At 60.9% G+C, this 24,814-nt stretch carries 23 protein-coding genes and 1 riboswitch; of the genes, 11 read left to right on the top strand and 12 right to left on the bottom strand.

Annotated elements, in window-relative coordinates; all coding sequences use genetic code 11:
• Nucleotides 1–96: 96 nt before the first annotated feature.
• Together AACH73_RS07180 and AACH73_RS07175 are read left to right on the top strand one after the other, a co-directional pair.
• Entirely contained in the window at nucleotides 97–771 is a 675-nt protein-coding gene (locus AACH73_RS07180; RefSeq protein WP_272741211.1) for a Tat pathway signal sequence domain protein, read from the top strand.
• Nucleotides 772–879: 108 nt separating this feature from the next.
• Complete coding sequence (locus tag AACH73_RS07175) at nucleotides 880–1,644, top strand: NYN domain-containing protein (protein ID WP_272741210.1); 765 nt, start codon at nucleotides 880–882, stop codon at nucleotides 1,642–1,644.
• Here AACH73_RS07175 and AACH73_RS07170 read toward each other — a convergent pair.
• On the bottom strand, nucleotides 1,641–1,826 hold the full coding sequence (locus tag AACH73_RS07170) for a hypothetical protein (RefSeq protein WP_272741209.1): 186 nt from the start codon (nucleotides 1,824–1,826) through the stop codon (nucleotides 1,641–1,643). The genes AACH73_RS07175 and AACH73_RS07170 overlap by 4 nt on opposite strands.
• 160 nt (nucleotides 1,827–1,986) lie before the next feature.
• Nucleotides 1,987–2,076, top strand: a riboswitch (glycine riboswitch).
• A gap of 153 nt (nucleotides 2,077–2,229) precedes the next feature.
• Between AACH73_RS07170 and gcvT the strand changes: the two genes are divergently transcribed.
• From gcvT to AACH73_RS07140, 6 genes are all read left to right on the top strand, one after another.
• Entirely contained in the window at nucleotides 2,230–3,351 is a 1,122-nt protein-coding gene (gene gcvT / locus AACH73_RS07165) for a glycine cleavage system aminomethyltransferase GcvT (RefSeq protein WP_338734449.1), read from the top strand.
• Between the two features lie 42 nt (nucleotides 3,352–3,393).
• Nucleotides 3,394–3,762: a glycine cleavage system protein GcvH gene (gene gcvH / locus AACH73_RS07160; RefSeq protein ID WP_126420758.1), complete on the top strand. Its 369-nt coding sequence runs from the start codon at nucleotides 3,394–3,396 to the stop codon at nucleotides 3,760–3,762.
• A gap of 167 nt (nucleotides 3,763–3,929) precedes the next feature.
• Nucleotides 3,930–6,776, top strand: coding sequence for an aminomethyl-transferring glycine dehydrogenase (gene gcvP, locus AACH73_RS07155; RefSeq protein WP_338734447.1), 2,847 nt, complete (start codon nucleotides 3,930–3,932; stop codon nucleotides 6,774–6,776).
• Nucleotides 6,777–7,058: 282 nt separating this feature from the next.
• A complete protein-coding gene (locus AACH73_RS07150) occupies nucleotides 7,059–9,359 on the top strand; it encodes a TonB-dependent receptor (protein ID WP_272741206.1) in 2,301 nt (766 codons plus the stop codon).
• Between the two features lie 212 nt (nucleotides 9,360–9,571).
• Nucleotides 9,572–10,861, top strand: a complete 1,290-nt coding sequence (locus AACH73_RS07145; protein WP_338734446.1) for an IS4 family transposase — start codon at nucleotides 9,572–9,574, stop codon at nucleotides 10,859–10,861.
• A 314-nt stretch (nucleotides 10,862–11,175) separates the two neighbouring features.
• Nucleotides 11,176–11,691 (top strand): PGPGW domain-containing protein, encoded by a 516-nt coding sequence (locus AACH73_RS07140; protein WP_338734445.1) that lies wholly within the window; start codon nucleotides 11,176–11,178, stop codon nucleotides 11,689–11,691.
• A gap of 49 nt (nucleotides 11,692–11,740) precedes the next feature.
• Here the strand turns inward: AACH73_RS07140 and AACH73_RS07135 are convergent, their stop codons facing one another.
• The 6 genes from AACH73_RS07135 to AACH73_RS07110 all read right to left on the bottom strand — a co-directional run bounded on the left by AACH73_RS07135 (nucleotide 11,741) and on the right by AACH73_RS07110 (nucleotide 17,257).
• Complete coding sequence (locus tag AACH73_RS07135; RefSeq protein ID WP_338734444.1) at nucleotides 11,741–12,847, bottom strand: succinylglutamate desuccinylase/aspartoacylase family protein; 1,107 nt, start codon at nucleotides 12,845–12,847, stop codon at nucleotides 11,741–11,743.
• Between the two features lie 216 nt (nucleotides 12,848–13,063).
• A complete protein-coding gene (locus tag AACH73_RS07130) occupies nucleotides 13,064–14,482 on the bottom strand; it encodes an NAD(P)(+) transhydrogenase (Re/Si-specific) subunit beta (protein ID WP_338734443.1) in 1,419 nt (472 codons plus the stop codon).
• Nucleotides 14,482–14,817 (bottom strand): proton-translocating transhydrogenase family protein, encoded by a 336-nt coding sequence (locus AACH73_RS07125; RefSeq protein ID WP_272742769.1) that lies wholly within the window; start codon nucleotides 14,815–14,817, stop codon nucleotides 14,482–14,484. The genes AACH73_RS07130 and AACH73_RS07125 overlap by 1 nt, the downstream gene beginning before the upstream one ends.
• 10 nt (nucleotides 14,818–14,827) lie before the next feature.
• Nucleotides 14,828–15,955 (bottom strand): Re/Si-specific NAD(P)(+) transhydrogenase subunit alpha, encoded by a 1,128-nt coding sequence (locus AACH73_RS07120; RefSeq protein ID WP_272742770.1) that lies wholly within the window; start codon nucleotides 15,953–15,955, stop codon nucleotides 14,828–14,830.
• Nucleotides 15,956–16,127: 172 nt separating this feature from the next.
• The gene (locus tag AACH73_RS07115; protein ID WP_272742771.1) at nucleotides 16,128–16,967 is read right to left on the bottom strand and encodes a DUF817 domain-containing protein; all 840 of its coding nucleotides are present in this window, start codon (nucleotides 16,965–16,967) and stop codon (nucleotides 16,128–16,130) included.
• Nucleotides 16,968–17,014: 47 nt separating this feature from the next.
• Nucleotides 17,015–17,257, bottom strand: coding sequence for an aa3-type cytochrome c oxidase subunit IV (locus AACH73_RS07110; protein WP_272742772.1), 243 nt, complete (start codon nucleotides 17,255–17,257; stop codon nucleotides 17,015–17,017).
• A 199-nt stretch (nucleotides 17,258–17,456) separates the two neighbouring features.
• On the opposite strand from AACH73_RS07110, the gene AACH73_RS07105 reads away from it, so the two are divergent.
• Nucleotides 17,457–18,113 (top strand): YitT family protein, encoded by a 657-nt coding sequence (locus AACH73_RS07105; RefSeq protein ID WP_272742773.1) that lies wholly within the window; start codon nucleotides 17,457–17,459, stop codon nucleotides 18,111–18,113.
• Nucleotides 18,114–18,116: 3 nt separating this feature from the next.
• On the opposite strand, the gene AACH73_RS07100 is transcribed toward AACH73_RS07105, so the two are convergent.
• Complete coding sequence (locus tag AACH73_RS07100) at nucleotides 18,117–19,940, bottom strand: M3 family oligoendopeptidase (RefSeq protein WP_272742775.1); 1,824 nt, start codon at nucleotides 19,938–19,940, stop codon at nucleotides 18,117–18,119.
• Nucleotides 19,941–20,137: 197 nt separating this feature from the next.
• Between AACH73_RS07100 and AACH73_RS07095 the strand changes: the two genes are divergently transcribed.
• A complete protein-coding gene (locus AACH73_RS07095) occupies nucleotides 20,138–21,613 on the top strand; it encodes a sigma-54 dependent transcriptional regulator (protein ID WP_272742776.1) in 1,476 nt (491 codons plus the stop codon).
• Here AACH73_RS07095 and AACH73_RS07090 read toward each other — a convergent pair whose 3' ends face one another.
• The 4 genes from AACH73_RS07090 to ykgO form a co-directional block, all read right to left on the bottom strand.
• A complete protein-coding gene (locus AACH73_RS07090; protein ID WP_338734442.1) occupies nucleotides 21,614–22,201 on the bottom strand; it encodes a DUF3833 domain-containing protein in 588 nt (195 codons plus the stop codon).
• A gap of 54 nt (nucleotides 22,202–22,255) precedes the next feature.
• Entirely contained in the window at nucleotides 22,256–22,657 is a 402-nt protein-coding gene (locus AACH73_RS07085; protein ID WP_338734441.1) for a hypothetical protein, read from the bottom strand.
• Between the two features lie 71 nt (nucleotides 22,658–22,728).
• Nucleotides 22,729–22,998 carry a DUF2312 domain-containing protein gene (locus tag AACH73_RS07080; RefSeq protein WP_013479044.1) on the bottom strand — a complete coding sequence of 90 codons (270 nt, stop codon included), beginning with the start codon at nucleotides 22,996–22,998 and terminating at the stop codon, nucleotides 22,729–22,731.
• 192 nt (nucleotides 22,999–23,190) lie between these two features.
• On the bottom strand, nucleotides 23,191–23,316 hold the full coding sequence (gene ykgO, locus AACH73_RS07075; RefSeq protein ID WP_013479043.1) for a type B 50S ribosomal protein L36: 126 nt from the start codon (nucleotides 23,314–23,316) through the stop codon (nucleotides 23,191–23,193).
• Nucleotides 23,317–23,587: 271 nt separating this feature from the next.
• Here ykgO and AACH73_RS07070 point away from each other — a divergent pair, with 271 nt between their 5' ends.
• The gene (locus AACH73_RS07070; RefSeq protein ID WP_338734439.1) at nucleotides 23,588–24,811 is read left to right on the top strand and encodes an acyltransferase family protein; all 1,224 of its coding nucleotides are present in this window, start codon (nucleotides 23,588–23,590) and stop codon (nucleotides 24,809–24,811) included.
• The last annotated feature ends 3 nt before the right edge of the window (nucleotides 24,812–24,814 follow it).

The following is a 24,814-nucleotide window of genomic DNA, read 5'->3' as shown; positions in this document are numbered from 1 at the left end:
CATCCCTCTTTAGCTCTTTGAAAATCGCAGACGAGACGCTACTAAGTGGGGGCGCTTCGCCGCGCCCTTTCGCCTTTTCAAGCTCAAGAGACCTGAATGTCTTCCAAACTGCGTGCGCTTCTGATTGGTCTGTCACTGGCCGGTGTCGCTTCGGCGGCGATTCTGCCTGACCTCGCCGCGGCGCAAAGCCGGAACCGCGACAAGGACCGTGATCAGAGCGAGGACGATGCCAGCAAGCGCGCCAAGAAGGACGCGGAATGGGAGCAGAAGGACCTGCGTCTGGCCAAGCGCCGCGCCGATGGCCCGTGCCCCTATGTGAAGGTGCTCTACGAAGCGGCGCGCTATCATGAATTCGCCGACAACAAGGAAGCCTCTGCCGACGCAACCTGGACCGGTCAGATCAACGGTGTGGCGTCTGACTGCGCCTATAAGGGCGATCAACCGATCGAGATCTCCATGGTCATCGGTTTTTCTCTGGGCAAGGGGCCGAAGGCACCCGACGACACCAACACCTACCGCTACTGGGTGGCGGTGACGGACCGCGACAAGGCGGTGCTGGCCAAGGAATATTTTGACCTGCCGGTGCGTTTCAACGGTCAGCAGACCGTGGACGTGGCCACGCGCGTTGAAAACATCGTCATTCCGCGCGCCTCTTCGACCGTGGCCGGTTCGAACTTCGAGGTACTGGTTGGCTTTGACGTGACGCCGCAAATGGTGGACTTCAACCGTCAGGGCAAGCGCTTCCGCTTCGCCAAGGTCAAGCCGCAATAATTCGTCGGTTGGGTGAAAATAAAACTGTCACCCGAAAGATACTGACAAACGCCGAAACATGCGCTTTAGTGTTAGCAGAGGGTTAACGCATGCGTCGTTTCGGGGTCTATGTCGCAGCCAGATAAAGCCAAAAGCAATGGCACGGCACCGGGAACGGGACGGGGCAGGGGAGGCGGTTTCAGGCTGCCCTTCTTCCGCAAACGCGCGGCTGTCTATTATGATGGCTTCAACCTCTATCACGCGGTTGATGCCTATAAGCGTCCCTATCTGAAATGGCTGGATCTCAAGGCGCTGGCCTGGGCCATTACGCCGGAAAACGAAGTCGTCAAACGCGTCGTGTGGTGCTCGGCCTTCCGTCCGCAGAACAAGTCGAAAATGAAGCGCCACGAAGACTATATGCGTGCGCTTCAGGCCTCCGGCGTGTTGTGCCGCATGGGGCATTTTGTGTCGGCCATCGACGGCTGCAACGCCTGCGGTCATCAGTGGCATCTGGCCATCGAAAAGCAGGGCGACGTCAATCTGGCCTTGTCGATTGCTTCGGACGCCGAAGATAATCTGTTCGATGTCTGCTATCTGGTTTCCGCTGACGGCGATCATGCGGCGACGGCGCGTTATCTCAAGGAGCGGTTTCCGAAGAAGGAACTGGTGCTTGTCTGTCCGCCCGGCCGCTACCCCAACAAGCACATTCTGCGTTTTGCCGATCGCGTGGTCGAAATCGGGCGTGAGCACCTTGAGGCCTCGCTGCTGCCGCAGATGACCCGATACCGCACGCGCTTGCTGGGGCCGCAATCGACCATCGAACGTCCGGAAGCCTATGATCCACCGGAACTGCGCGAAAAGGGCCACCTCAAGGTCGTGGTCAATAACGGTTAGGGGCTCTGACGCCGGTAGAACCGCGCCAGTACGAAAGCCCCGAACATCAGGGCGCTCAGGAAAATCACCAGAAAGGCAAGGGTGTCGATAGCGACCTTACCCTGCGCACTGCCGTGAAAGAGGTCGCGGACTTCGACGCTGAGCGTGGCTGCGGCGGGTTCGGCTTGAGGGGTGGTGGTCATGGCTTGGTTCCTTGGCTGATGCGCTGAGTGTAGGCATAGCCACCGGGGACGGGGACAGGTTGCAACTCCCGACTGTGAGCGAAGGGCGGCGAGAGACATGGAGCGAGAGACGGGTGCGAGAGGGGGCTATTGACTCTTTGGCCCGCCTCACGCACAAGCGGGATGACACACGGGAGAGTGCATGACTCGTCATGCCGCCGAAGGCGCAACCGCCCCGGAAACGCTCAGGCCAAAGGACCGTAAGTCATTCTACACGCTGGAAAGTGATGTTTTAGAACATCCGCCGACGGAGCAACGGCCCCTCCACCGGGTCTAAATCTCTCAGGTCACAGGGACAGCGGGGGCAGACTTTTTTAGTGAAAAGCTCTGCGATTCCGCACGTTTGCTAACCCTGAGGCCGCGCATGACAGATGTCGCTCTGAAATCCACTCCGCTTGAGGACCGTCACGTCGCGCTGGGTGCGCGCATGGTGCCGTTCGCCGGCTACAACATGCCCGTTCAATATGAAGGCGTGATGGCCGAGCACAAATGGACCCGCGCCGAAGCCGGTCTGTTTGATGTGTCGCACATGGGGCAGGCCCGCCTGACCGGCGCAGATGCCGTCCGCACCCTCGAAGCCCTGACGCCGACGGATTTCGCCGCGCTGAAGCCCGGCAAGCAGAAATATTCACTGCTGCTCAACGAAGCGGGCGGCATTCTCGACGACTGGATGGTGTCGCGTCCGGAAGAGGAGGGTTTCTTTCTGGTGGTCAATGCCGCCTGCAAGGATCAGGACTTCGCGATTATCGCCGCCAGCCTGAAGGGCGACAGCACTTTTGACATCCTGGCCGACCGCGCGCTTCTGGCCTTGCAGGGGCCGCGCGCTCGCGAAGTGATAGCGCAGGTCTGCCCCGCCGCCTGTGAAATGTACTTCATGGACTGCGGCACGTTTGAAATTCTGGGCGAAACGGCCTTTGTGTCGCGCTCTGGCTATACGGGCGAAGACGGTTTTGAAATCAGCTTCCCCGCCGCCCGCGCTGCCGAACTGTGGGACCTGCTGCTGACCTTCCCGCAGGTGAAGCCGATCGGTCTGGGCGCGCGCGATTCGCTGCGCCTCGAAGCCGGGATGCCGCTCTACGGCCACGAAATGGACGAAACCTATGGCGTGGTCGAGTCGGGCCTGAGCTTTGGTATGTCGAAGTCGCGTCTGGAACGCGGCGACATCCGCGGCATCGACCGTATCCGTGCGGAGCGCGAAAACCCGCAACGCACCCGCGTGGCGCTGCGCGTGCTGGAAGGCCCGCCCGCCCGTGACGGGGCTAAAATTCTCAACGAGGCGGGTGAGGCCATCGGCATCGTCACCTCCGGTGTGCCGTCGCCGACGCTCGGCTATTCGATTGCCATGGGCTATGTGCCCGCCACGCAATCGACGCCCGGTACGCAACTGAAGCTGGAGGTGCGCGGCAAACCCTATGCCTGCGAAGTCGTCACCATCCCCTTCGTCCCTAACTCATATCATCGCCGCCCTCAAGCAGCGAAGCGGTAGGGCAACATGAACTTTAAACCCAAGGCTTAAGAGGTCGTCATCATGAAATTCACCAAGGAACACGAGTGGGTCAAGGATCAGGGCGACGGCACGGCCTTCGTCGGCATCACGGCCTATGCCGCCGACGCGCTGGGCGATGTGGTCTTCGTCGAGGTCCCTGAAGCGGGCAAGACTCTGACCAAGGGCGACGCCTTCGCCGTGGTCGAGTCGGTCAAGGCCGCCTCTGACGTCTATGCGCCGGTCGATGGCGAGGTCATCGAAGGCAATGGCGAGCTGGGCAATGCGCCGGAAACCGTCAATGCCGTGCCGGAAGCCGGTGGCTGGTTCGCGAAAATCAAGCTGACCAACCCGTCGCAGCTTGATGCGCTGATGGATCGCGAAGCCTACGAAGCCTATCTGGCGACTCTCTGAATTATACCTCCCCAGCTCGCTGGGGAGGGGGACCGCACGAGGCGCGAAGCGCGAGATGCGGTGGTGGGGGGCTCGAATACAACCCCGCAACCTGCTTTTTTTGCTCCCTCTGGCGGGACAAGCCCGCCACCTCCCTTGCTTTGCAGGGGAGGATGTAAGGATTAGTCATGTCCAAGTCCAATCAGCCCGTCGAACAGGGCGCCTTTGTCCGTCGTCACATCGGTCCGTCCGAAGCCGAAATCTCCGCCATGCTGGCGGCGCTGGGGGTGTCCGATATCGACGCCCTGATCGACCAGACCATCCCCGTGGCCATCCGCGAACGTTCTCCCATGGGCGTGGGCGAGGCAATGGACGAAGAGGCGGTGCTGGCGCATCTGCGCGGCATTGCGGCGGAAAACAAGCCGTTCGTGTCGCTGATCGGCCAGGGCTATTACGGCACGCTGCTGCCGGGCGTCATTCAGCGCAATATTCTGGAAAATCCCGCCTGGTATACGGCCTATACGCCCTATCAGCCGGAAATCAGTCAGGGCCGCCTTGAGGCGCTTCTGAACTTCCAGACCTTGTTGTGCGATCTGACCGGGCTGGACGTCGCCAATGCCTCGCTGCTCGATGAGGCGACCGCTGCCGCTGAGGCCATGGCGCTGGCGCGTCGGTCCTCGAAGGTCAAGGCTGACCGTTTCTTCGTCGATGCCGACTGCCACCCGCAGACCCTGGCCGTCATCCGCACCCGCGCCGAACCGCTGGGGTGGGAGATCGTCGTCGGCAATCCGGAAACCGACATCGACGCCGAGGTTTTCGGCATCCTGCTGCAATATCCCGGCTCGTCGGGTGAGGTGCGCGATTTCCGTCAGGTGATTGCGTCTGCCAGAGCGAAGGGCGCGGTCGTGTCGATGGCCGCCGATCCGCTGGCCCTGACGCTTCTGACCTCGCCGGGCGAACTGGGGGCGGACATCGCCATCGGCTCCATGCAACGTTACGGCGTACCGATGGGCTATGGCGGCCCGCACGCCGCCTATATGGCCGTCAAGGACGCGCTGAAGCGTTCCATGCCGGGCCGCCTCATCGGCGTGTCGGTCGATAGCCGCGGGGAGCCGGCCTATCGTCTGGCCCTGCAAACACGTGAACAGCATATCCGCCGTGAGAAGGCGACCTCCAACATCTGTACCGCTCAGGTGCTGCTGGCCGTCATCGCTTCCATGTACGCCGTCTATCACGGTCCGGAAGGGCTGAAGGCTATCGCCTCGGCCATCCATGAGAAGACCAATGCCCTTGCGGCGCATCTGCGCGGTCTGGGCTTTGAGGTCGTGACCAGGGCCGCCTTCGATACAATTACGGTGAAGACCGGTGCCGACACCGCCGCCATCCACGCGCGTGCGGTGGCCGATGGCATCAACTTCCGCCGCGTCGATGACGCCCATATCGGGGTGTCGCTGGATGAAAGCGTGACGCCCGCCGTGCTGGCGCGTGTTATCGCAGCCTTTGCCGCTGGCAAGGACGGCGGCACGGGCGAGGGCGTGGCCATTCCGGCGGCCCTGCGGCGTTCGGACGACATCCTGACCCATCCGGTCTTCCACCTCTATCGCTCGGAAACCGAGATGCTGCGCTATCTGCGTCGGCTGTCGGACAAGGATCTGGCGCTCGACCGCACCATGATCCCGCTGGGGTCGTGCACCATGAAGCTCAATGCTACGACCGAGATGATCCCCATCACGTGGCCGGAGTTTTCGAACCTGCACCCCTTTGCGCCGAAGGATCAGGCCAAGGGCTATCAGCGCATGTTCGACGCGCTCGAAGCCTATCTGTGCGGCATTTCGGGCTATGACGCCGTCTCCCTGCAACCCAATTCAGGCGCGCAGGGTGAATATGCGGGCCTTCTCGCCATCCGGGGCTATCACCTCTCGCGCGGCGATTCCCACCGTGACATCTGTCTGATCCCCGCTTCGGCGCACGGCACCAACCCGGCCTCGGCCCAGATGGTCGGCATGAAGACCGTGGTGGTCGCCTGTGACGAGGACGGCAATGTCGATATGGCCGATCTGAAGCTCAAGGTCGATCAGTACGCGGCCAATCTGGCAGCCATCATGATCACCTATCCGTCCACGCACGGCGTCTTCGAAGAGGCGATCAAGGAGATCTGCGACCTCGTCCATGCGGCGGGTGGTCAGGTCTATCTCGACGGGGCCAACCTCAATGCGCAGGTCGGCCTGTCGCGTCCGGGGCACTACGGCTCGGACGTCAGCCACTTCAACCTGCACAAAACCTTCTGCATCCCGCACGGCGGTGGTGGCCCCGGCATGGGCCCCATCGGCGTCAAGGCGCACCTGAAACCCTTCCTGCCGTCGGACCCGCAGACGGGCGAGGCGGGGGCGGTGTCGGCAGCCCCCTATGGTTCGGCTTCCATCCTGCCGATCTCGTTTGCCTATATGCTTCTGATGGGCGATCAGGGCCTGCGCAAGGCGACCGAGGTGGCCATTCTCAACGCCAACTACATCGCCGCGCGCCTCGAAGGTCACTATCCGGTGCTCTATCGTGGCGAAAAGGGCCGCGTGGCGCATGAGTGCATCATCGACCTGCGCCCGATCAAGGACGCCACGGGGGTGACGGTGGACGATGTGGCCAAGCGCCTGATCGACCACGGCTTTCATGCGCCTACCATGAGCTTCCCGGTGCCGGGCACGCTGATGATCGAGCCGACGGAGTCCGAAGCCAAGACGGAGCTGGATCGCTTCTGCGACGCCATGATCGACATCAAACGCGAAATCGACGACGTAGCCAATGGCCGCTTCACGGCGGAGCAAAGCCCGCTGCGTCACGCGCCGCACACCATCTTCGATCTGGCCGCCGATACGTGGGACCGCGCCTACAGCCGGCAGGAAGCCTGCTTCCCGACCAGGGGGGCGATGACCAACAAGTACTGGTCGCCGGTCAACCGCATCGACAATGTCTATGGCGACCGCCATCTGGTCTGCTCGTGCCCGCCGATGGAAAGCTACATGGACGAGGCGGCGGAATAATCCGCCGACTCGGACAGCGTGTGACCGCACGCCGCCGCCCCTGCGGCGAGCCAGACGACGTTTGAGCGGGTAAACTCCGAGTCTGCGACGTAGCCTGAGCGGTTCTTTCGCGTTGCGGCAAAAAAGTTACGCACCTGAATCCCAATGCCCGCAACCGATTGCACTTTCGGTTGCGGGCATTGTCGTATATGCGTCGCAAAAAAATCAAAAAACCGAGATTGTTACAGGGTGGACACGCTCCTAGGCAGGGCAACCTTAAACGTTTCATATGGGGTTGTTCCTATGTCCAAGCTGATGGCCGCCAAGTCCGGCCTGCTTTTGTCCACGGCGCTCGGCGTCCTGTCGCTGGCCTGCGCCGCGCAAGCGCAAGAGTCCACGTCGCCAGCGGCTCAGGCCGCCGATCCGCAGGAGGTGATCGTCACTGCCCAGCGTCGTTCGGAAAACATCCAGCGCGTGCCGATTTCGGTGGCGGCGCTGAACGGCGACGCGCTGCGCAACCTGCAAACCTCGGGTGAAGACGTGCTGGCCCTGTCGGGTCGCGTGCCGGGGCTTTATGCCGAAACTACCACGGGCCGCATCTTCCCGCGCTTCTATATCCGTGGCCTTGGTAATATCGACTTCTATCTCGGTGCGTCTCAGCCCGTCTCGATCATTCAGGACGAGGTGGTGATGGAGCACGTCGTGCTGAAGTCCACCCCGGTCTTCGACGTGCAGCAGATCGAAGTTCTGCGTGGCCCGCAAGGCTCGCTGTTCGGCCGCAACACGACGGCGGGTATCATCAAGTTCGATTCGGTCAAGCCGTCGGAAGACTATAAGGGCCGTCTGTCGGCCGCCTACGGCACCTATGGCACTCTGACCGTCGATGGCGGCGTCGGTGGTGCCCTGATCCCTGGCAAGCTGTCGTTCCGTCTGTCGGCCCTGATGCAGAGCCGCGACAACTGGGTGGACAACACCTATAGCGGCGTCAGCGCCGATGCCACCCAGTCGCCGAAAAACAACGCTCTTGGCGGCTATGAGGACGGCAATGTCCGTCTGCAACTGCTCTACACGCCGACCGAAGACCTCTCGATCCTCGCCGCCGTGCATGGCCGCAACTATAAGGGCACCTCGACCCTGTTCCGTCGTAAGTCCCTGACCAAGGGCTCCAACGAACCGGCGGGTGACTGGGACAAGGTCGCCTATGACGAGGCCCAGAACAATCCGCAGGCCTATCACACCAATGGCGCGTCGGTGAAGGTCGATTACGACTTTGGCGGCGTCAAGCTGACCTCGATCAGCGCCTATGAAACCGCCAATGGCTACAGCCGTGGCGACACGGACGGCGGCAATGCCGGTCAGGACACGCTGGCCTTCTACGGTCAGAGCATGGGCAAGCTGAACAACCTCGACCAGTACACACAGGAACTGCGTCTGGCCAGCGACACCAGTGGCAACCTGTCGTGGCAGGTCGGGGCCTACTATTTCGAATCGAAGGACCTGACCGACTTCTATCAACGCGCCTATTTCACCGGTGCCAACCCGAACAACTGGGTGCGTCTGAAGAACGAGAACAAGTCGTCGGCCGTGTTCGGTCAGATCGCCTATAAGGTCACCCCGGCCCTGACCCTGACCGCCGGTGTGCGTCAGACCGAAGACATCAAATCGACCCGTTTGCTGAAGACGGCGGACACGGCGGTCGGTGCGGTGACCTATGGCGGTCGTCGCAACGTTAAGATGGTCGGCAAGGAGCCGAGCTGGGACCTGAGCGCCCTCTATGAGGTCAATCCGGACATCAGCCTGTTCGCCCGCGTCGCCCGCGGTTTCCGCGGTCCGACCATTCAGGGCCGTTCGGCGGTGTTCAACTCCGACTTCACCACGGCGGATTCGGAAACCACCACCTCGGTCGAAACCGGCATCAAGAGCCGCCTGTTCGACCGCACCCTGCGCCTTAATGCCTCGGTCTTTGCCTATCAGGTCAAGGACATCCAGCTTAACGGCAACGACTCCAACGGCAACGGCGTGCTGTTCAACGCCGACAAGGCCAATGCCTACGGTCTGGAAGCCGAAGCCGAATGGCGTCCGATCACCAATCTCAGCCTGACGGGTGGCGTCAGCCTCCTGCACAGCGAGATCAAGGACAAGAAGGTCTATGCTCAGGTCTGCGCGCTGAACACCGTGCCGGCCAATCCGACCAATACGGTCGTGTGCACCGTGCAGGACCCGACCATCACGGTCGGCCGCAACACCTTCGCTCAGATCGACGGCAACCCGCTGCCGAACGCACCGGAATATACGGTCAACTTCGGCGCGCGCTACAGCCTCCCTTACGGCGCCAATGGCGAGTTGTTCGCTTCGACCGACTGGGTGTTCCAGGGCTATACCAACTTCGTCCTCTATAAGACGGCGGAGTTCTATTCGGACAACACCTTCGAAGGCGGTCTGAAGCTCGGCTATATCAACCATAAGGACGGCTATGAGTTGGCCGTGTATGGCCGCAACATCACCAATGAGAAGAACCTCAAGGGTGTGATCGAAAACTACATGGCCTCCGTGCTGAACGAACCGCGCATTGTCGGCGTCTCGGTCAGCGTCAAGATGCCGTAATCCGCAGCCGGGCTGAGCTAATACCAAGGGTCATTGAAAATGACCCTTGGTATTTCATTCTCGTGTCTTCAACGGCTGGATGCGGTCAGCATCTTTGGTCGTGGGCATTACAAAAAGGCGGTCCTGCGGGGCTAATGCGGTTCACTTAAGAATCATTCAGTAAAATATATGAGCCAGGATGGTGATTCGTTCATCATTCTGGCTTTACTTTCATGCGCGCTCGCATTGGACATCATGTTGATTTAACGGCTCTTTCCCGCTCGGTCGATGTGGGGTGGATCTCGCAGGCCTTAGCGGCGACAGGCAAGGCGAGTGTACGGCGCCGCAAACTTCCTGCGGAGCAGGTGGTGTGGCTGGTGATAGCGCTCGCTCTTTATCGCCATCAGTCGATTGCGGATGTGGCTGCCCATCTTAGCCTTGCTTTGCCCGACGAGGTGAATCCCGATATTGCCAAGAGTGCCCTGACCCAGGCCCGGCAACGCTTGGGTCAAGCCCCTTTGGCGCAGCTCTTTGCCATATGCGCCGCCTGCTGGGACGAGCGGCATCAAAACGGTCGAGCCTGGCGCGGACTTACGCGTTACGCCGTGGATGGAAGCACGTTGCGGACGTCCGACAGCGAGGAGAACCGTGCACATTTTGGCGCTCAAAGCTACACGTCGGGCGTTGTTGCCATTTATCCGCAGTTACGCCTGCTGACGTTGACGGCCCTTGCTACACATCTGGTGCGCGACGCGGTGTTTGGCGCCTACGATACAAACGAGATGCTCTACGCTAAATCCCTTGTTGACCAGGTGCCGGACCATTCTCTGACAGTCTTCGACAAGGGATTCTTTAGTGCTAGTCTTTTGCTGCGGTTGCAGACCCAAGGCACGCAGCGCCATTGGTTGATCCCGGCCAAAGCAAACTGCGTGTGGGAGCGCCTGGATCAAACCCCGGGTGACTATCGGGTGCGTAGGAAGGTGTCACCGCAGGCCCGCCAGGCTGAACCGGGATTACCCGCCTCATGGGAGGCCAGGGCGATCGAGACGACCACGCGACATGGCAAAAAGCGCATCCTGCTGACATCCCTGATGGATACCAAGGCCTATCCGGCCAAGGACATCGTCCATCAGTACGAGGAACGCTGGCGCATCGAAACCAGCTATCGCGAACTCAAGCAGGAGCTTCTTGGCAGTGAACTTACCCTGCGTAGCGGAACCCCCGAAACCGTCTGCCAAGAGGTCTGGGGGGCATTGCTGGCCTACAATCTGGTCCGATTGGAAATGGCCGAAATCGCCGTCGAAGCCGAAGTTCCGCCAACTCAGCTCAGCTTTACCGCCACATTGCATTATCTGCGTCAGGAATGGGGATGGATGGCGATCGAAGCACCCGGAAAAATCCCAGCACATCTCGTCAGGCTGCGAAACAGACTCGGCGATTTGTTACTCTCAACAAAACGGGGGCGTGTCGTCAAAACTTTGCCCAGAAAATACGACCGGAGAACTGTATCGGCCCTTAAGTGAACTGCATTACTCCGACCGGGGCGGCTTTTTTCATATGAGTATGTGTGGGTGTGACTTCAAAATCACGTCGGTGGTTTTCACGCCACGTATCGCGGCTATTACGCAAAGTGAACCCGATTAAGGCGAAAGGGCCGCAATTTAGACCTTAGAGGCTCTTTATAAAGACAGCGACGATTCCCATATCGCGATCACGGCCAGATTATTAGGCTGAACTTACCATATCATAACCTTGGTATGGTAGCCTTGAAGGGCTGCTGACAGAATTTGATCCTAAGACGGCTAAAAAAGCCCTTACAGGATAGCGGAGCTGAACGATGAGCGGGCCGAAGGGCTTATTGACGGGACTTTTCAAACCTTCCTCCGGGAAGGCATCGAAGTCGCGCGCCCTGATGATCGTTCCGGACAAAATCGGTAAGGCCAGCGGCAAGACGCGCCGCAAAAGCCCGGTGCGCAGCGGGGCCAGCCGGCTGTGGCGCGGTGTTCTGGTCGGGCTTGGCTTTCTGATCGTCGTTCTGGGGATTATCATTGCGCCCTTGCCGGGGCCGATGGGCCTGCCGATTTCCATAGCCGGGCTGGTGATTGTTCTTCGCAATTCGTACTGGGCCAAGCGGCAGTTTATCCGTAGCCTGCGGCGTCACCCCAAATGGCTGACGCCGGTGCGTCGCCTGTTGCGTCCGCGCGCCAAGTTTTTGTCGATCATCTGGCATCAGATGCTGCGTACGGAAAAGCTGGTCCTGTCAAAGGCCAAGGATCGCGTCCTCGGGCCGGTGCGTCGCCGCTTCCTGCGCAAGGCCCGTCGCCACAGTTTCCGGACCCGCTCCGCCAGCTAATGCCTCCAAAGAAACCTCCCGATCGGTGATCCGGGAGGTTTTTTTATGCCTATTTCTTTGGCGGGCAACCGGTCTGAGCGCAGACCCCCTTGGCGTCCCACCAGATGAGCCTGACGGTCATCTGACCCGGCTCGACGCGCGGATCGGTTATGTGCGACAGGACCTGTCCATCGTGCGGGGCAAGGACCCGGCCGGTTTCACGCCCCAGTCCGTCATGCACTGTCGCCAGCAGGTCGCCCGCCTTCACCGTGTCCCCCAGCCTGACCTCCAGATAGGCGTAACCGCCGCGCGGAGAGGTGACATCGAGCGTGGTATTGCCGACGAAGCCGGTTTTCAGCGCTTCGGTTTTGCCGGGGATCATGGTGTGGGCGCGCATCAGATTGCGCAGCCCCTTGACCCCGCGCTCGATCATGGCCGTGTCGAAGGTTTCCGCCCCGCCCAGTTCCAGAGTAATGGCGCTGAAACCGTGGGCATTGAGCATGTTTTCCACCGCGCCATCGACGCCGGGGTCCATATTGATCACGTCGGCCCCGATCAGGTCGGCCATGGCCCGTGCGCCCGCCGTTTCGGCAAAGATATACATGGGGTAGGTCGAGCCTTGCGACTGTGTGTGCAGATCGACGGCCAGATCGGCATTGCCGATAAACAGCTTCGACCACAGGCGGCTGGCATAGAGGTCAGACGGGCTGCCGTGCGGATTGCCGGGCATCAGGCGGTTGAGATTGGCCCCGCCTGTGCCTCCGGTCGAGCTAAAGGCGCGCGTCGAATGCAGCAGACCCGGCGAGTTGAGCCCCGGAATGGCCACAATACTGCCCGACAGGGTGGCTGGATCGGTCTCGGCCACCAGCCGGTCGATAACCGCCAGACCGTTCAGTTCGTCACCGTGTATGCCCGCCGTCAGCAACAGCCGGGCGCCGGGTTTGGCCCCTTTGATAACGATAACCGGCACGTACCAGCCCTGACCGATGGCCTGATCCGAAACACGGAACCACAGCCGGGTGATCTGACCGGCAGGCAGGTCGGCAATATCGAGCTGATCAATCACCGGCGCGCCGTCCACCCGGTCGCCCGTATAGGTGGTCGCCGCCTGAACGGGCAGGGTAGCGACGCTCAGGGCCAGCAGCGAAGTGAGGGCAAGCGGGATCAGACGTTTCATGACAGGGCTCCGGTAACAGAGCACACTAGACCGGCCTGCGCCCAAATGACAAGCGCCCGGTCATGACGGATCAGACCGGGCGCGTGACAGGCGGGAATGAAGCCCAGAGGGCCTTGACGATCCCTTCGACCATCTTCTTCGCATCGGCAAACACCTCCTTCACAAAACGATTCACAGGATCGTTTTGTGAACTCGACCCCCGCCGATGCGAAATGATCAGAGGGCTTTGACGATCCCTTCGACCATCTTCTTCGCATCGGCAAACAGCATCATCGTATTGTCGCGGAAGAAGAGTTCGTTTTCGACCCCGGCATAGCCTGACGACATGCCGCGTTTGACGAACAAAACGGTCTGGGCCTTTTCGACGTCGAGGATGGGCATACCAAAAATGGCCGAGGTCGGGTCGGTCTTGGCCGCCGGGTTGGTCACGTCATTGGCCCCGATGACAAAGGCGACGTCCGCCGTGGCAAACTCGCTGTTGATGTCCTCCAGCTCGAACACCTCATCATAGGGCACGTTGGCTTCGGCCAGCAGCACGTTCATATGCCCCGGCATACGGCCCGCCACAGGGTGGATGGCGTATTTGACTTCGACGCCTTCCTCTTTCAGCTTGTCGGCCATTTCACGAAGGGCGTGCTGGGCCTGAGCCACCGCCATGCCGTAGCCCGGTACGATGATGACCTTCGAGGCATTCTTCATGATGAAGGCGGCGTCATCGGCGGAGCCCTGCTTGACCGGGCGCGTCTCTACCTTGCCACCGCCGGCGGCCGCTGAGGTATCGGCGCCGAACCCGCCCAGAATGACCGAGACGAAGGAGCGGTTCATGCCCTTACACATGATGTAGCTGAGGATGGCCCCGGAGGAGCCGACCAGTGCGCCGGTAATGATCAGGGCGATGTTTTCCAGCGTGAAGCCCAGGGCAGCCGCGGCCCAGCCCGAATAGGAGTTGAGCATCGAGACGACGACCGGCATGTCCGCCCCGCCGATAGGGATGATCAGGGTCACGCCCAGCACCAGAGCCAAGGCGAAGATCAGCCAGAAGGCCCACTGCGCCTGACCTGCCGTGGCGATCAGCACGCCGATCAGCGCGAAGAGGGCCAGACCCAGACCGATATTGATGGCATGGCGCGCCGGCAGGATGATGGGCGCACCGGACATGTTGCCGTTCAGCTTGGCAAAGGCGATGACCGAACCGGTAAAGGTAATGGCCCCGATCGCGACGCCCAGGCTCAGCTCGATGATCGATTGCGTCTTGATGCCAAGGCCGGAGTCGATATGGAAGGCGTCCGGCGCATAGAGGGCCCCCACGGCCACCAGACAGGCGGCCAGACCGACCAGCGAGTGGAAGGCCGCCACAAGCTGCGGCATGGAGGTCATCGAGACCTTTCGGGCGATGGTCGCCCCGGCAAAGCCGCCCACGGCGACACCGCCCAAAATCAGGGCGATGGTGATCAGATCAATCTCATTACCGATAAACAGGCCCAGAAGGGTCACCCCGACGGCCACGGCCATGCCGACCATGCCGTAGAGATTGCCCTGACGCGAGGTTTCCGGCGACGACAGGCCGCGCAGGGCCAGAATAAACAGCACACCTGAAACGAGGTAGGCGAGGGCAGAAAAGTCAGCGAAAGACATCAGTGTGCCCCTTCGTTTTTAGCCTGAGCGGGACGCTCTTTTTTCTTGTACATGGCCAGCATCCGGCGCGTGACCATGAAACCGCCGAAGATATTGACCGCCGCCAGCGCGCTGGCGAGAGCGCCGGAGCCCTTGGCAAACCAGGTGCCTGCGCCGAAACCGGAGGCCGCTGCGGCGATCAGAGCGCCGACGATGATGACCGAGGAGATAGCATTGGTGACCGCCATCAGCGGCGTGTGCAGGGCCGGGGTCACCGACCAGACGACGTAATAACCGACAAAGACCGCCAGCACGAAGATGGCGAAATGGAAGACGGTGGGATTGATGTGTTCCACGGTGTCCTCTTTAATTTTTCAGATTGGGGTGCACTACGGCACCGTTTTGCGTGACCAGAGCGGCCTTGAGGATTTCATCCTCAAAATCCGGGCTCAGCGCGCCGTCCTTGATCAGCAGCCCCACAAAGGCCTGAAGATTTTTGGCATAAAGCGCCGAGGCGTCATTGGCGATGGCCGCCGTGATATTGGTCGGGCCGTAGATCCTGACGCCATTCGTTTCGACCACGCTGTCCGGCACACAGCCTTCGACATTGCCGCCCTGCGGGGCGGCGATATCGACCAGCACCGAACCGGCCTTCATCGAGGCGACCTGCGCCGCCGTGACCAGTCGGGGGGCCGGGCGGCCGGGGATCAGGGCCGTGGTGATGACGATATCCTGCTTGCCGATATGGCCGCTGATCAGTTCGGCCTGCTTGGCCTTGTAGGCATCAGACATTTCCTTGGCATAGCCGCCCGCGGTCTGGGCGTTTTTGAACTCTTCGTCCTCGACCGCGATAAACTTGGCCCCCAGCGATTCGACCTGTTCCTTGGTGGCCGGGCGCACATCGGTGGCGGAGACGACCGCCCCCAGTCGCCGCGCCGTGGCGATGGCCTGAAGCCCGGCCACGCCGACCCCCATCACGAATACCTTGGCCGGGGCGACGGTGCCCGCCGCTGTCATCATCATCGGAAAGGCCTTGCCGTACAGGTGTGCGGCTTCAATGACCGCGCGATAACCGGCCAGATTGGCCTGCGACGACAGGGCGTCCATCACCTGCGCGCGGGTGATGCGCGGGACGAACTCCATGGCGTAGGCGCTCGCACCGGCCTCGGCCAGCGCTTTCAGCGCGTCTTTTTCGCGATAGGCGTCGAGCAGGGCGACGACGGTCGCGCCTTTTTTCAGCGTCTTTGCCTCAGCCGGGGATGGGCCGCGCACCTTGAGCAGGATGTCTGCCGACGACCATACGGCTTTGGTGTCCGCAATCTCTGCGCCCGCGGCGGTGAACGCTTCGTCGGTAAAGGCCGCGCTAAGGCCCGCGCCGGTTTCCACAACAACGCGCTGGCCGCTGGCGATCCATTTTTTCACCGTGTCCGGTGTCGCGGCCACCCGCGTTTCGCCGGTCAGGCTTTCCTTTGGTATTCCGATGACAAGAACCAAGTGTCTCTCCCCGGATTTGTCTGATTACATCAGAAAAATCCTCACAATTGCAACGATTTACGCCACTTTATTCTTCTTATACTTTGGCCTTACGGCCTCACCGGGGTTTAGTAAAGACAGTTTTAGAGGCTCAAGCGTTGAGCCAGGCTGACCTCCGGCAGATGTCAACCTATCACGGTTCAGCGGATTTACGGTCTTCAACTTCCTGTGGGGCGCGTGGGGATATGACGAGGCTGACCATGACGAAACTGAGGACCAGCAGCAGCGCCCACGCCCCCATCTTGTGCAGGCTGACCATGTGCCAGACGTCCTGATCCGGATAGACCCAGGTGCGAGTCGCCGTGCCGATGTTTTCCGCCACCCACAGGAAGAAGGCCGTCAGGGCATTGGCGAGGATGAAGGGCATCCGGCGATCCTTTTGGTCAACGCGGAAGACGATCCAGCTTCGCCACCATAGCCCGCCGATGGCGGCGAACAGCAGATAGCGAAAATCCCACATGTAGTGATGGGTGAAGAAGTTGAGATAGATCAGCGCCGCCAGCAAATAGGTAGCCCATAAGGGCGGATAGTGGGTGTATCTCAGGTCCATCACCCGACTGGCGCGGGCGATGAAGGAACCGACGCAGGCATACATGAAACCGGTAAATAACGGCACACCCGCGATGCGGATGACGGCTTCGTCCGGATAGGCCCACGAGCCCATATGCGTTTTGAAAATCTCCATCACCGTGCCGACGACGTGATAGAGAAAGATGACCCGCGCCTCCTCGAAGGTTTCCAGCCGCAGGACCAGCATCAGGATTTGCAGGATGACCGCCGCGACGAACAGGAAGTCGTAACGCAGCAGCGGGGCCTTATCCGGCCAGAACAGGTGCGTGACGATCAAAAGCCCCAGCATGGCCGCCCCGAACAGGCATGACCACGCCATCTTCAGACCGAACAGGATAAATTCGGCCAGAGCTGGCGGTAAATGACCCAGCGTGCGGTGGATGACCCGGCGCGCCGGTTGCAAAAAAGGCCCCAGCGGGTGGGGCCTTTGGCTTTGATCTGTCGGCGGGGTCAGTGGGCGTCCGGCTTCTTTTTGAGCACCAGGAAGCCGATCACGGCTACCACGGCGGCCACGAAGCCGGCGATGAAGAAGCCTGCCCCCTTGACGGCGAACAGGAGCACGAAGAACAGGATGCCGACGGCGATGATCAGGCTGCCCCACTTGGTCAGACCCATGAACAGGTCGTAGGTTTCCGACTGTTCGTGGATATTCATCTCGCCCTTGTGGTAGTCGCCCGATTGATGTCCGGCCATTGGATTCGTGTCCCTGAGAAGTCTGTCGTTCGTACTTTCCTACAAAAGCGCGGCTTTGCGGTCAACGGCTGATGGACGCGGGCGCTGAAATCGCTTAAAACAGTTGCAAGTGAAATTATAAAAAAGGGCTCCGGATCAATCCGGGCAGGGATGAACGACAGGCGGGTGGGAGAGCCACACGCATGATTTTCGCCAGACTATGATTTTTGCCAGACTCTGGGCGGCGCTGAAGCCCGGCAACACCAATGACGGATCGACGGTGCGTCTCAAGCATACGCCGCTGGAGGACGCCTATGCCTTCGCCATCGGCTGTTCGATGATCGTGCTGGGGATTGTGCTCCTGAAGACCGTGGGGCTGGTGACCGGCGGGGTGGCCGGGATTGCGCTGCTGGTCTCCTATCTGATCCCGCTGCCGGTCGGCGTGCTGTTCATGCTGATCAATGTGCCCTTTTTCATCTTTGCCTATCTGGGCATGGGCCGGGTCTTCATGATCAAGACCATTATAGTCTCTCTGGCCATTATGGGGCTGGCCGTGCTGATGCCGACGGCCGTGCATATCGACTATGTGCAGCCCCTGTTTGCCGCCGTCTTCGGCGGGACGATCATCGGCATGGGGATATTGTCGCTGGCGCGGCACGGGGCCGGGGCCGGGGGGACTGGCGTTCTCTGCCTCTATCTGCAGAAAAAGCGCGGCATCAATGCCGGTCAGACGCAACTGATCATCGACCTGATCATTATGGCGGCCTCGATGTTCGTCATACCGGGGGAGCGGCTATTGTACTCGGTCGTGTCGGCGGCGGCCATGAGTCTGGTCATGATGAGCTGGCACCGCCCGGAGCGCTATATCGGGCGGTGAAGATTACACGAGCGCCTCGAACTGGTCGATCAGGCCTTTCAGCCGCTGACAGCCCATCTCCCAGAAAGCCTTTTCGCGCGGATTGAGGCCGAACGGAGCTAGCGCCTCGACATAGGTCTTCGTCCCGCCCGCCGACAGGAGCTGCGCGTAGAGCGGGGTGAAGGCTTCGGGGTTTTCGCGGCGCTTTTCCATCAGGGCCGACACCAGCAGGTCACCGAAGGCATAGGCATAGACGTAGAAGGGCGCGTGGACGAAGTGGCTGATATAAGCCCACCAGTATTCATAACCGTCGTTCAGCTTCATCGCTGGCCCCAGTGACTCGCCCATCACCTCAAGCCACAGGGCGTTCAGCCGATCGAGCGGCACCTCGCCCTCAAGACGTTCAGCATGGAAGCGTTCTTCGAAGCGGTGGAAGGCGATCTGCCGCACCACGCTGTTGAGGCCATCCTCGATCTTGCCGGCCAGAAGCGCCTTCTTGTCTTCGGGCGATGCGTCGGCGACCAGATATTCGAACACCAGCCCTTCTGCAAAGATCGACGCGGTTTCGGCCAAAGTCAGCGGCGTGTCGGCCAGAATCGACCCCAGCGGCGCGGCCAGAGTCTGATGCACCGCATGGCCCAGTTCGTGGGCCAAGGTCAGCATTTCGCGCCGCTCCCCCGTGAAGTTGAGCATCACATAGGGGTGGTGGCTGGACGACACGGGGTGGGCATAGGCCCCCGACGACTTGCCCTCGCGCGGCTGGGCGTCGATCCACGGCTTTTCAAAAAAGACGGCAGCGCGTTCGGCAAAGTCCGGCCCCAGACGGGCGAAGGAATCGAGCACAATACGTCTGGCTTCATCCCAGCTATACAGCTTCGGGGCGGCGCTGGTCAGGGGGGCATTGCGGTCCCAGAAATTCAATACCGTCTTGCCCATGACCTTCGCCTTCAGCGCATAGTAGCGGTGCGACAGGGCGGCGTAGGATTCGCTCACCGCTTCGGCCATGGCATCGACGGCATCACCATCGACCTCATTGGCCAGATGGCGCGAGGCGGCGGGTGTAGCGAACTTGCGCCAGCGGTCTTCGACCTGCTTTTCAAAGGCCAGCGTATTGAGCGCCAGAGCCAGCACCGGCGCATTGTCCTTCAAGGCCACAGACAGGCCTTCGGCAGCGGCCTTGCGCACAGCCTCGTCAGGCGAGGACAGCCGCGTCAGGGCGTCATTGAGCGTTAGGATTTCGGGCTTCGACTTCGGGCCGATTCTGACGCGCAAACGGGTCAGGGTCTCATCGAACAGGCGCACCCACGAGGCGGCACCGGGCATCTTTTCCAGCAGCAGCTTTTCCAGATCCGCCGACAATTCGTGCGGGCGGTTGGCGCGGATACGCCGCAGCCACGGCCGCCATTTTTGGGCCTTTTCGGTGACGCGCAACGCCTGTTCGATCTCCCAGTCTTCCAACTGGTTCAGTTCCAGCGACAGGAACAGGCTGTCGGTCGAGATCAGCGCCGCCTTATTGCGCAGGTCGGCATCGAGCTTGGCGATCTGCGTATCCTCACGCGCGATGGTCGAAGCGAGGGTGGTATAAGCCATGGCTCCGGCCATGCGGTCCGAGGCCCGCTCATAAAGCGTGGCCGCCTGATCAATCAGCAGGCCCAGCCGCTCGGCATTGCCGCGCGCCGCAACGAAATTGCCCTGAAGTTTCTGAAGCTCTTTCAGCGTAGTGGCGGCGGCCGCGAAATCGGCAGCGATCTTCGGATCGTCCACACCGCTATAGAGGTCGGTCAGGTCCCATATCGGCAGGGTTTGGGACAGGGCAGGGGCGGAATCGGTCAATACGGGCTTGGTCATGTCTTTGGCTCTAACCAAAACAAAATTCAAAAGCGAGAGGGAAAGCGCTGAAACACAGGTGAGAGAGGCGAGTCTCTCAACGGCACATTAACCTTGTCTCTCAACGGGATTTTCAAGGCTTTGGCTTACAAGCTGTCTCAAAATAAGCCGTGTCCACCTCCGATTGGACCGGTAAACCCGATGAGATGGTGTCCCGAATGGCCAAAACGATCCTGATTTGCGACGACGATCCCACCCAGCGGCGGCTGATTCAGGCCGTTTTGGAACGCGAGGGCTTTGCGGTCGTTCACGCCGAGAACGGACCGCAGGCCTATGATCGCCTGACCACCACCTCCGGCATCGACGCGGTTATCCTCGATCTGGTCATGCCGGGGCAGTCGGGTATCGACACGCTCAAGGACATCCGCGCGGCGGGCATCCGCACGCCGGTGGTGGTGCTGACGGCGTCGGGCGGCATCGACACCGTCGTCAAGGCCATGCAGGCCGGGGCGCAGGACTTCTTCATCAAGCCCGCTTCGCCGGAGCGTATTCTGGTCAGTGTGCGTAACGCCCTGCAGATGGGTGATATGGCTGCCGAGGTGACGCGCCTGAAAAAGCAGGTCACCAACCGCACCTCGTTCGATGATCTGGTCGGCACGTCTTCGGCCATGCAGATGGTGCGCCGTCTCGGCGAACGCGCCGCCCGTTCGGGCATCCCCGTACTGATCCTGGGGGAAAGCGGCGTCGGTAAGGAACTGATCGCGCGCGCCATTCAGGGCTCGTCGGATCGCGCGGGCAAGCCTTTTGTTGCCGTGAACTGCGGCGCCCTGCCGGCCAATCTGGTCGAATCCATTCTGTTTGGCCACGAAAAGGGCTCCTTCACCGGGGCTTCGGAAAAGCACCTCGGCAAGTTTCAGGAGGCCAGCGGCGGTACTTTGTTCCTCGATGAGGTCGGTGAACTACCGCTCGATATGCAGGTCAAGCTGCTGCGCGCCCTTCAGGAGGGCGAAATCGACCCCGTCGGCTCCAAACGCCCGGTCAAGGTCGATGTGCGCATCATTTCGGCGACCAATCGCAACCTTCAGGATCAGGTCAAGGCGGGCCATTTCCGCGAAGATCTCTTCTATCGCCTCAATGTCTTCCCGATCGAAGCGCCTTCCTTACGTGAACGCCGTGAGGATATTCCGGCTCTGATCGAACACTTCATCCGTCGCTTCAATGTCGAGGAGGGTAAGCGCGTGGCCGGTGTGGCGTCGGACGCCATGCAGCTTCTGTGCAGCTACGACTGGCCCGGCAATGTGCGTCAACTCGAAAACACCGTCTATCGCGCCATTGTGCTGGCCGACACGCCGCATCTTCAGGCCTATGACTTTCCGGCCATTTCGGGCCAGCACCTTCCGCAGGCCGCAATGCCCGCGCCGGTGGTGCCCGCAGTCATTGTCGAGCATCAGGCGGCGATGACGCAGCTTGATGCTGGACTTGAGGCTTTGGCCGATCAGCCGGTGAAGATCCTCGACGGCGCAGGACACCTGCGCAAGCTGGAAGACATCGAACGCGACCTGATCGAACACGCCATTAGTGTCTATGCCGGGCATATGTCCGAAGTGGCGCGCCGCCTCGGCATCGGCCGTTCGACGCTCTATCGCAAGGTGCGCGATTGCGGCCTTGAAGGCATGGTTAAGGAAGCCGGCTGATTATTTGAAATCCCTGATCAAGGACTCCGCCACAGGGGCCGGGTGTCCGGGCTTGATGAAGCTCAGGGTCACGCGGCCCACATGCACGCCGAATTTCGACACATCGGCGCGGTTGATGGCCACGCCATCGGCAATAAGGTGCGACCAGTCGTCGAAACGCACCTTGATCGTGCCGCCCTGATAAGGGAGGTTGAGCAGGTACCGGATGCGCAGCGCATCCCCGCCGGTTTCGATGCGCGCCGTTCCGGCCACATCCTGTGCGCGGCCTTCGTAGAGGCCATTGCCGATTTTGCGGAAGGTCCAGGTGCGCGTCTGACGCTCTCCGTCGTTCCATAAGAAGCGCTCATCCAGAACGAAGCCGTCGGCCGTCGGCGTGCCGCGCGTCACCACGCTGAAGGTGCGACTGACCTTGCCGCTGCGGTCCTCGAACACGCCATAGGCGCGCGTCTCACCTGTAAAATAGGACTCAAGCTCGAAGGACGGTTGCGGGCGGCTATTGTTCGCCACATCCAGCGAGGCACAGCCAGAGAGGCCTCCCGCGCCAACGGTGGTCAGGGCCAGAGCAAACAGAAGGGCACGTGAACGCATCGGAGGCTCCATTGATATCTGCTCATCAAAGTACGCTATCGGAGACGCTTCAGTTCAGTTTTCCTCATCGGCAGGTTTGACGGCGCGCGCTTTCACCTTCTGACGAATTTCACGCAGCTTGACGCCCTGAAGCAGGGAGAGGGTGCCGTTTATCGCCCCTTTGTCCGGATCGGCGAAGGCGCGGCCGTAGGTCTTTACGCGGTCGCTGACGCTGTCGATAAAGTCGTTTTCCCATTCGGACAAATCGACGCCTGCCTCGGCGGCGGCCTTTTTGGCGCGTTCCAGCGCCCGAAGGGTGCGCTTTTGCAGGACCTTCTTTTCATCGTGCGGGCAGGGGGGCGGTTTGGGCGCAGCCGACCGGGCAGACAGGCCGCCCCGCGATGACAAAGGGGCCTTTGTCTTCAGTTCGCTCTTGCGCGTCAGCCCCTTACCGGGCGTTTTGGATTTGAACGCCATTTGCGCATGACACGCCGCTCAGGCCCTTGGGTCAAATAAAAAATCCTCTCCTTTGTCAGGAGAGGATCACCTCACAGCCCGCCAATAGCTGAAAGATAAAGGTCGAGCAGGGTTTCTTCTTCCTGAAGCTTGACCTTGTCCTTCTTGCGAAGACTGACCACCTTGCGCATCACCTTGGTGTCAAAGCCTTCGCCCTTGGCCTCGGCATAGACGTCTTTCAGATCGCCAGCGATGGCGGCCTTGTCTTCTTCGAGGCGTTCGATGCGCTCGATAAACGATTTCAGGCGGCCTTGCGCGGCGGCGGTGATAACGTCGGGGTGAGCGGACTGATCGTCGGCCATGAAACTATCCTTCAAAGGGAAAACGGAGGTCCCGTTCACCATAAACCATGCGAATCACCCGCTCAATACGCCGCGATTCGGCAGCCGCGCCTGAGCTGTGGATGAATTCTGCGGCGGTGATAAACGAGAAAAGCGTCCGGAGCGAGCTCCGGACGCTGGATTCTGTAAGCCTTCAGGCCTAATCGGCGTCGATTAGCCTTGCTTGGCCTTGAAGCGTGGGTCGGTCTTGTTGATGACATAGACCACGCCCTTGCGACGGACGATCTTGCAGTCCCGGTGACGGGTCTTCAGCGACTTCAGCGAGCTACGGACTTTCATGGTCCCAACCTTTGACTAAGTAATGACTGAGGCTTTGACCGAATTCGCGCAGCCCGTGCGGGGGCGAAGCCTTCAAGCCATGTGTGAGGCGGGGTACCTACGCGAAGCGCAGGCACAAGTCAACAATCTGTGAGCGGCTTTTTGCACAATTCACCGGGAAATCCACGCGACCGGCAGGCTTGATCATTTTTAGACTGGTTTAAAAGTTAAACTGGTTTATATAATCCGGCGCAACGGCGTTATGGCCGGGGTCACGCCGGAGGAGGGCGCCATGACACAGGACGGACAATTGACGGAAGGGCCGCGCTTTTATGCGCTGGATGCGGTCAGGGGCGGGGCCCTGTTTTTAGGGGTCGTGCTGCACGCCGGGCTGGCCTATATGTCGCCCCCGGCGTGGGTGGTGGTAGATGCGGCCGCCGACGCGGCGGTCAACCCGCTGTTCTTCACCATCCACATGTTTCGCATGAGCCTGTTCTTTGTACTGGCAGGCTTTTTTGCACGGCTTCTGTACCGTAAGCGCGGGGCTGCAGGTTTTTTCCTGGACCGTTTAACGCGCGTGGCGGGACCTCTGGTCCTGTTCTGGCTGCCGGTACTGGCGGCGATCATCACCGTGGCCATACTGGCGGCGCTGAAGGCCAATCCGGCGCTGGCGACCCAGCCGCCTGCGCCGCCGCCCGCCCTGACAGCCGAGACCTTTCCCCTGACGCACCTGTGGTTTCTGTACATGCTTCTGCTGCTGTATGCGGTGTGTGTGCCGTTGCGCGGATTGCTGGCCTTTATCGACAGCGGCGGGGCGTTGCGCCGCGCAGCCGACGGCGTGTTTGGCTTTGTCATCCGCTGGGACCTGACGCCGCTGGTATTTGGCCTGCCGCTGTGGTTGCTGATTCAGGTGCAGCCGCAATGGGACCACTGGCTCGGCATCCCGACGCCGGACAAGGGCTTTGTCCCCAATGCGCTGGCCTGCGCCGCCTATCTGTCGGCCTTCGTCTTTGGCTGGTGCCTGCATCGCAATGCCGACCGGCTGGAGATAGTGCGCAAGAAAGGCTTTCTGAATCTCTTTTCAGCGGTGGCGTTGACGCTTCTGGCCCAGTGGCTGGGCGGGCATCAGGCCGAAACCGATGCGGTGACAGGCGGCGCGTGGCGGGCGCTTTATTCTGCGGCCTATGTGCTGGGTCTGTGGAGCTGGTGCCTCGGTCTGATCGGAGTCGCCCTGCGCTTTCTCGATCACCCGAGCCGCTTCTGGCGCTACATTGCGGATTCGGCCTACTGGGTCTATCTGGTCCATCTGCCGCTGGTGATGCTGATGCAGTATGCGCTGCTCGACCTGTCGGCCCCCTTTTTCGTCAAGCTGCCGCTGGCGGTGTTCGGGACGCTGTTTCTTTCGCTGCTCAGCTATCAGCTTCTGGTAAGGTACAGCTTCATCGGGGCGATTCTGGACGGTCGCAAGCGCGTTTCGCGCAAGCGCCAGCCGCCCGCAACAACCGCTACAGTCTGATTG

Source organism: Asticcacaulis sp. DW145 (genome assembly GCF_037101385.1).
GTDB lineage: Bacteria > Pseudomonadota > Alphaproteobacteria > Caulobacterales > Caulobacteraceae > Asticcacaulis > Asticcacaulis currens.
This window is presented reverse-complemented; position numbering and strand designations above follow the sequence as displayed.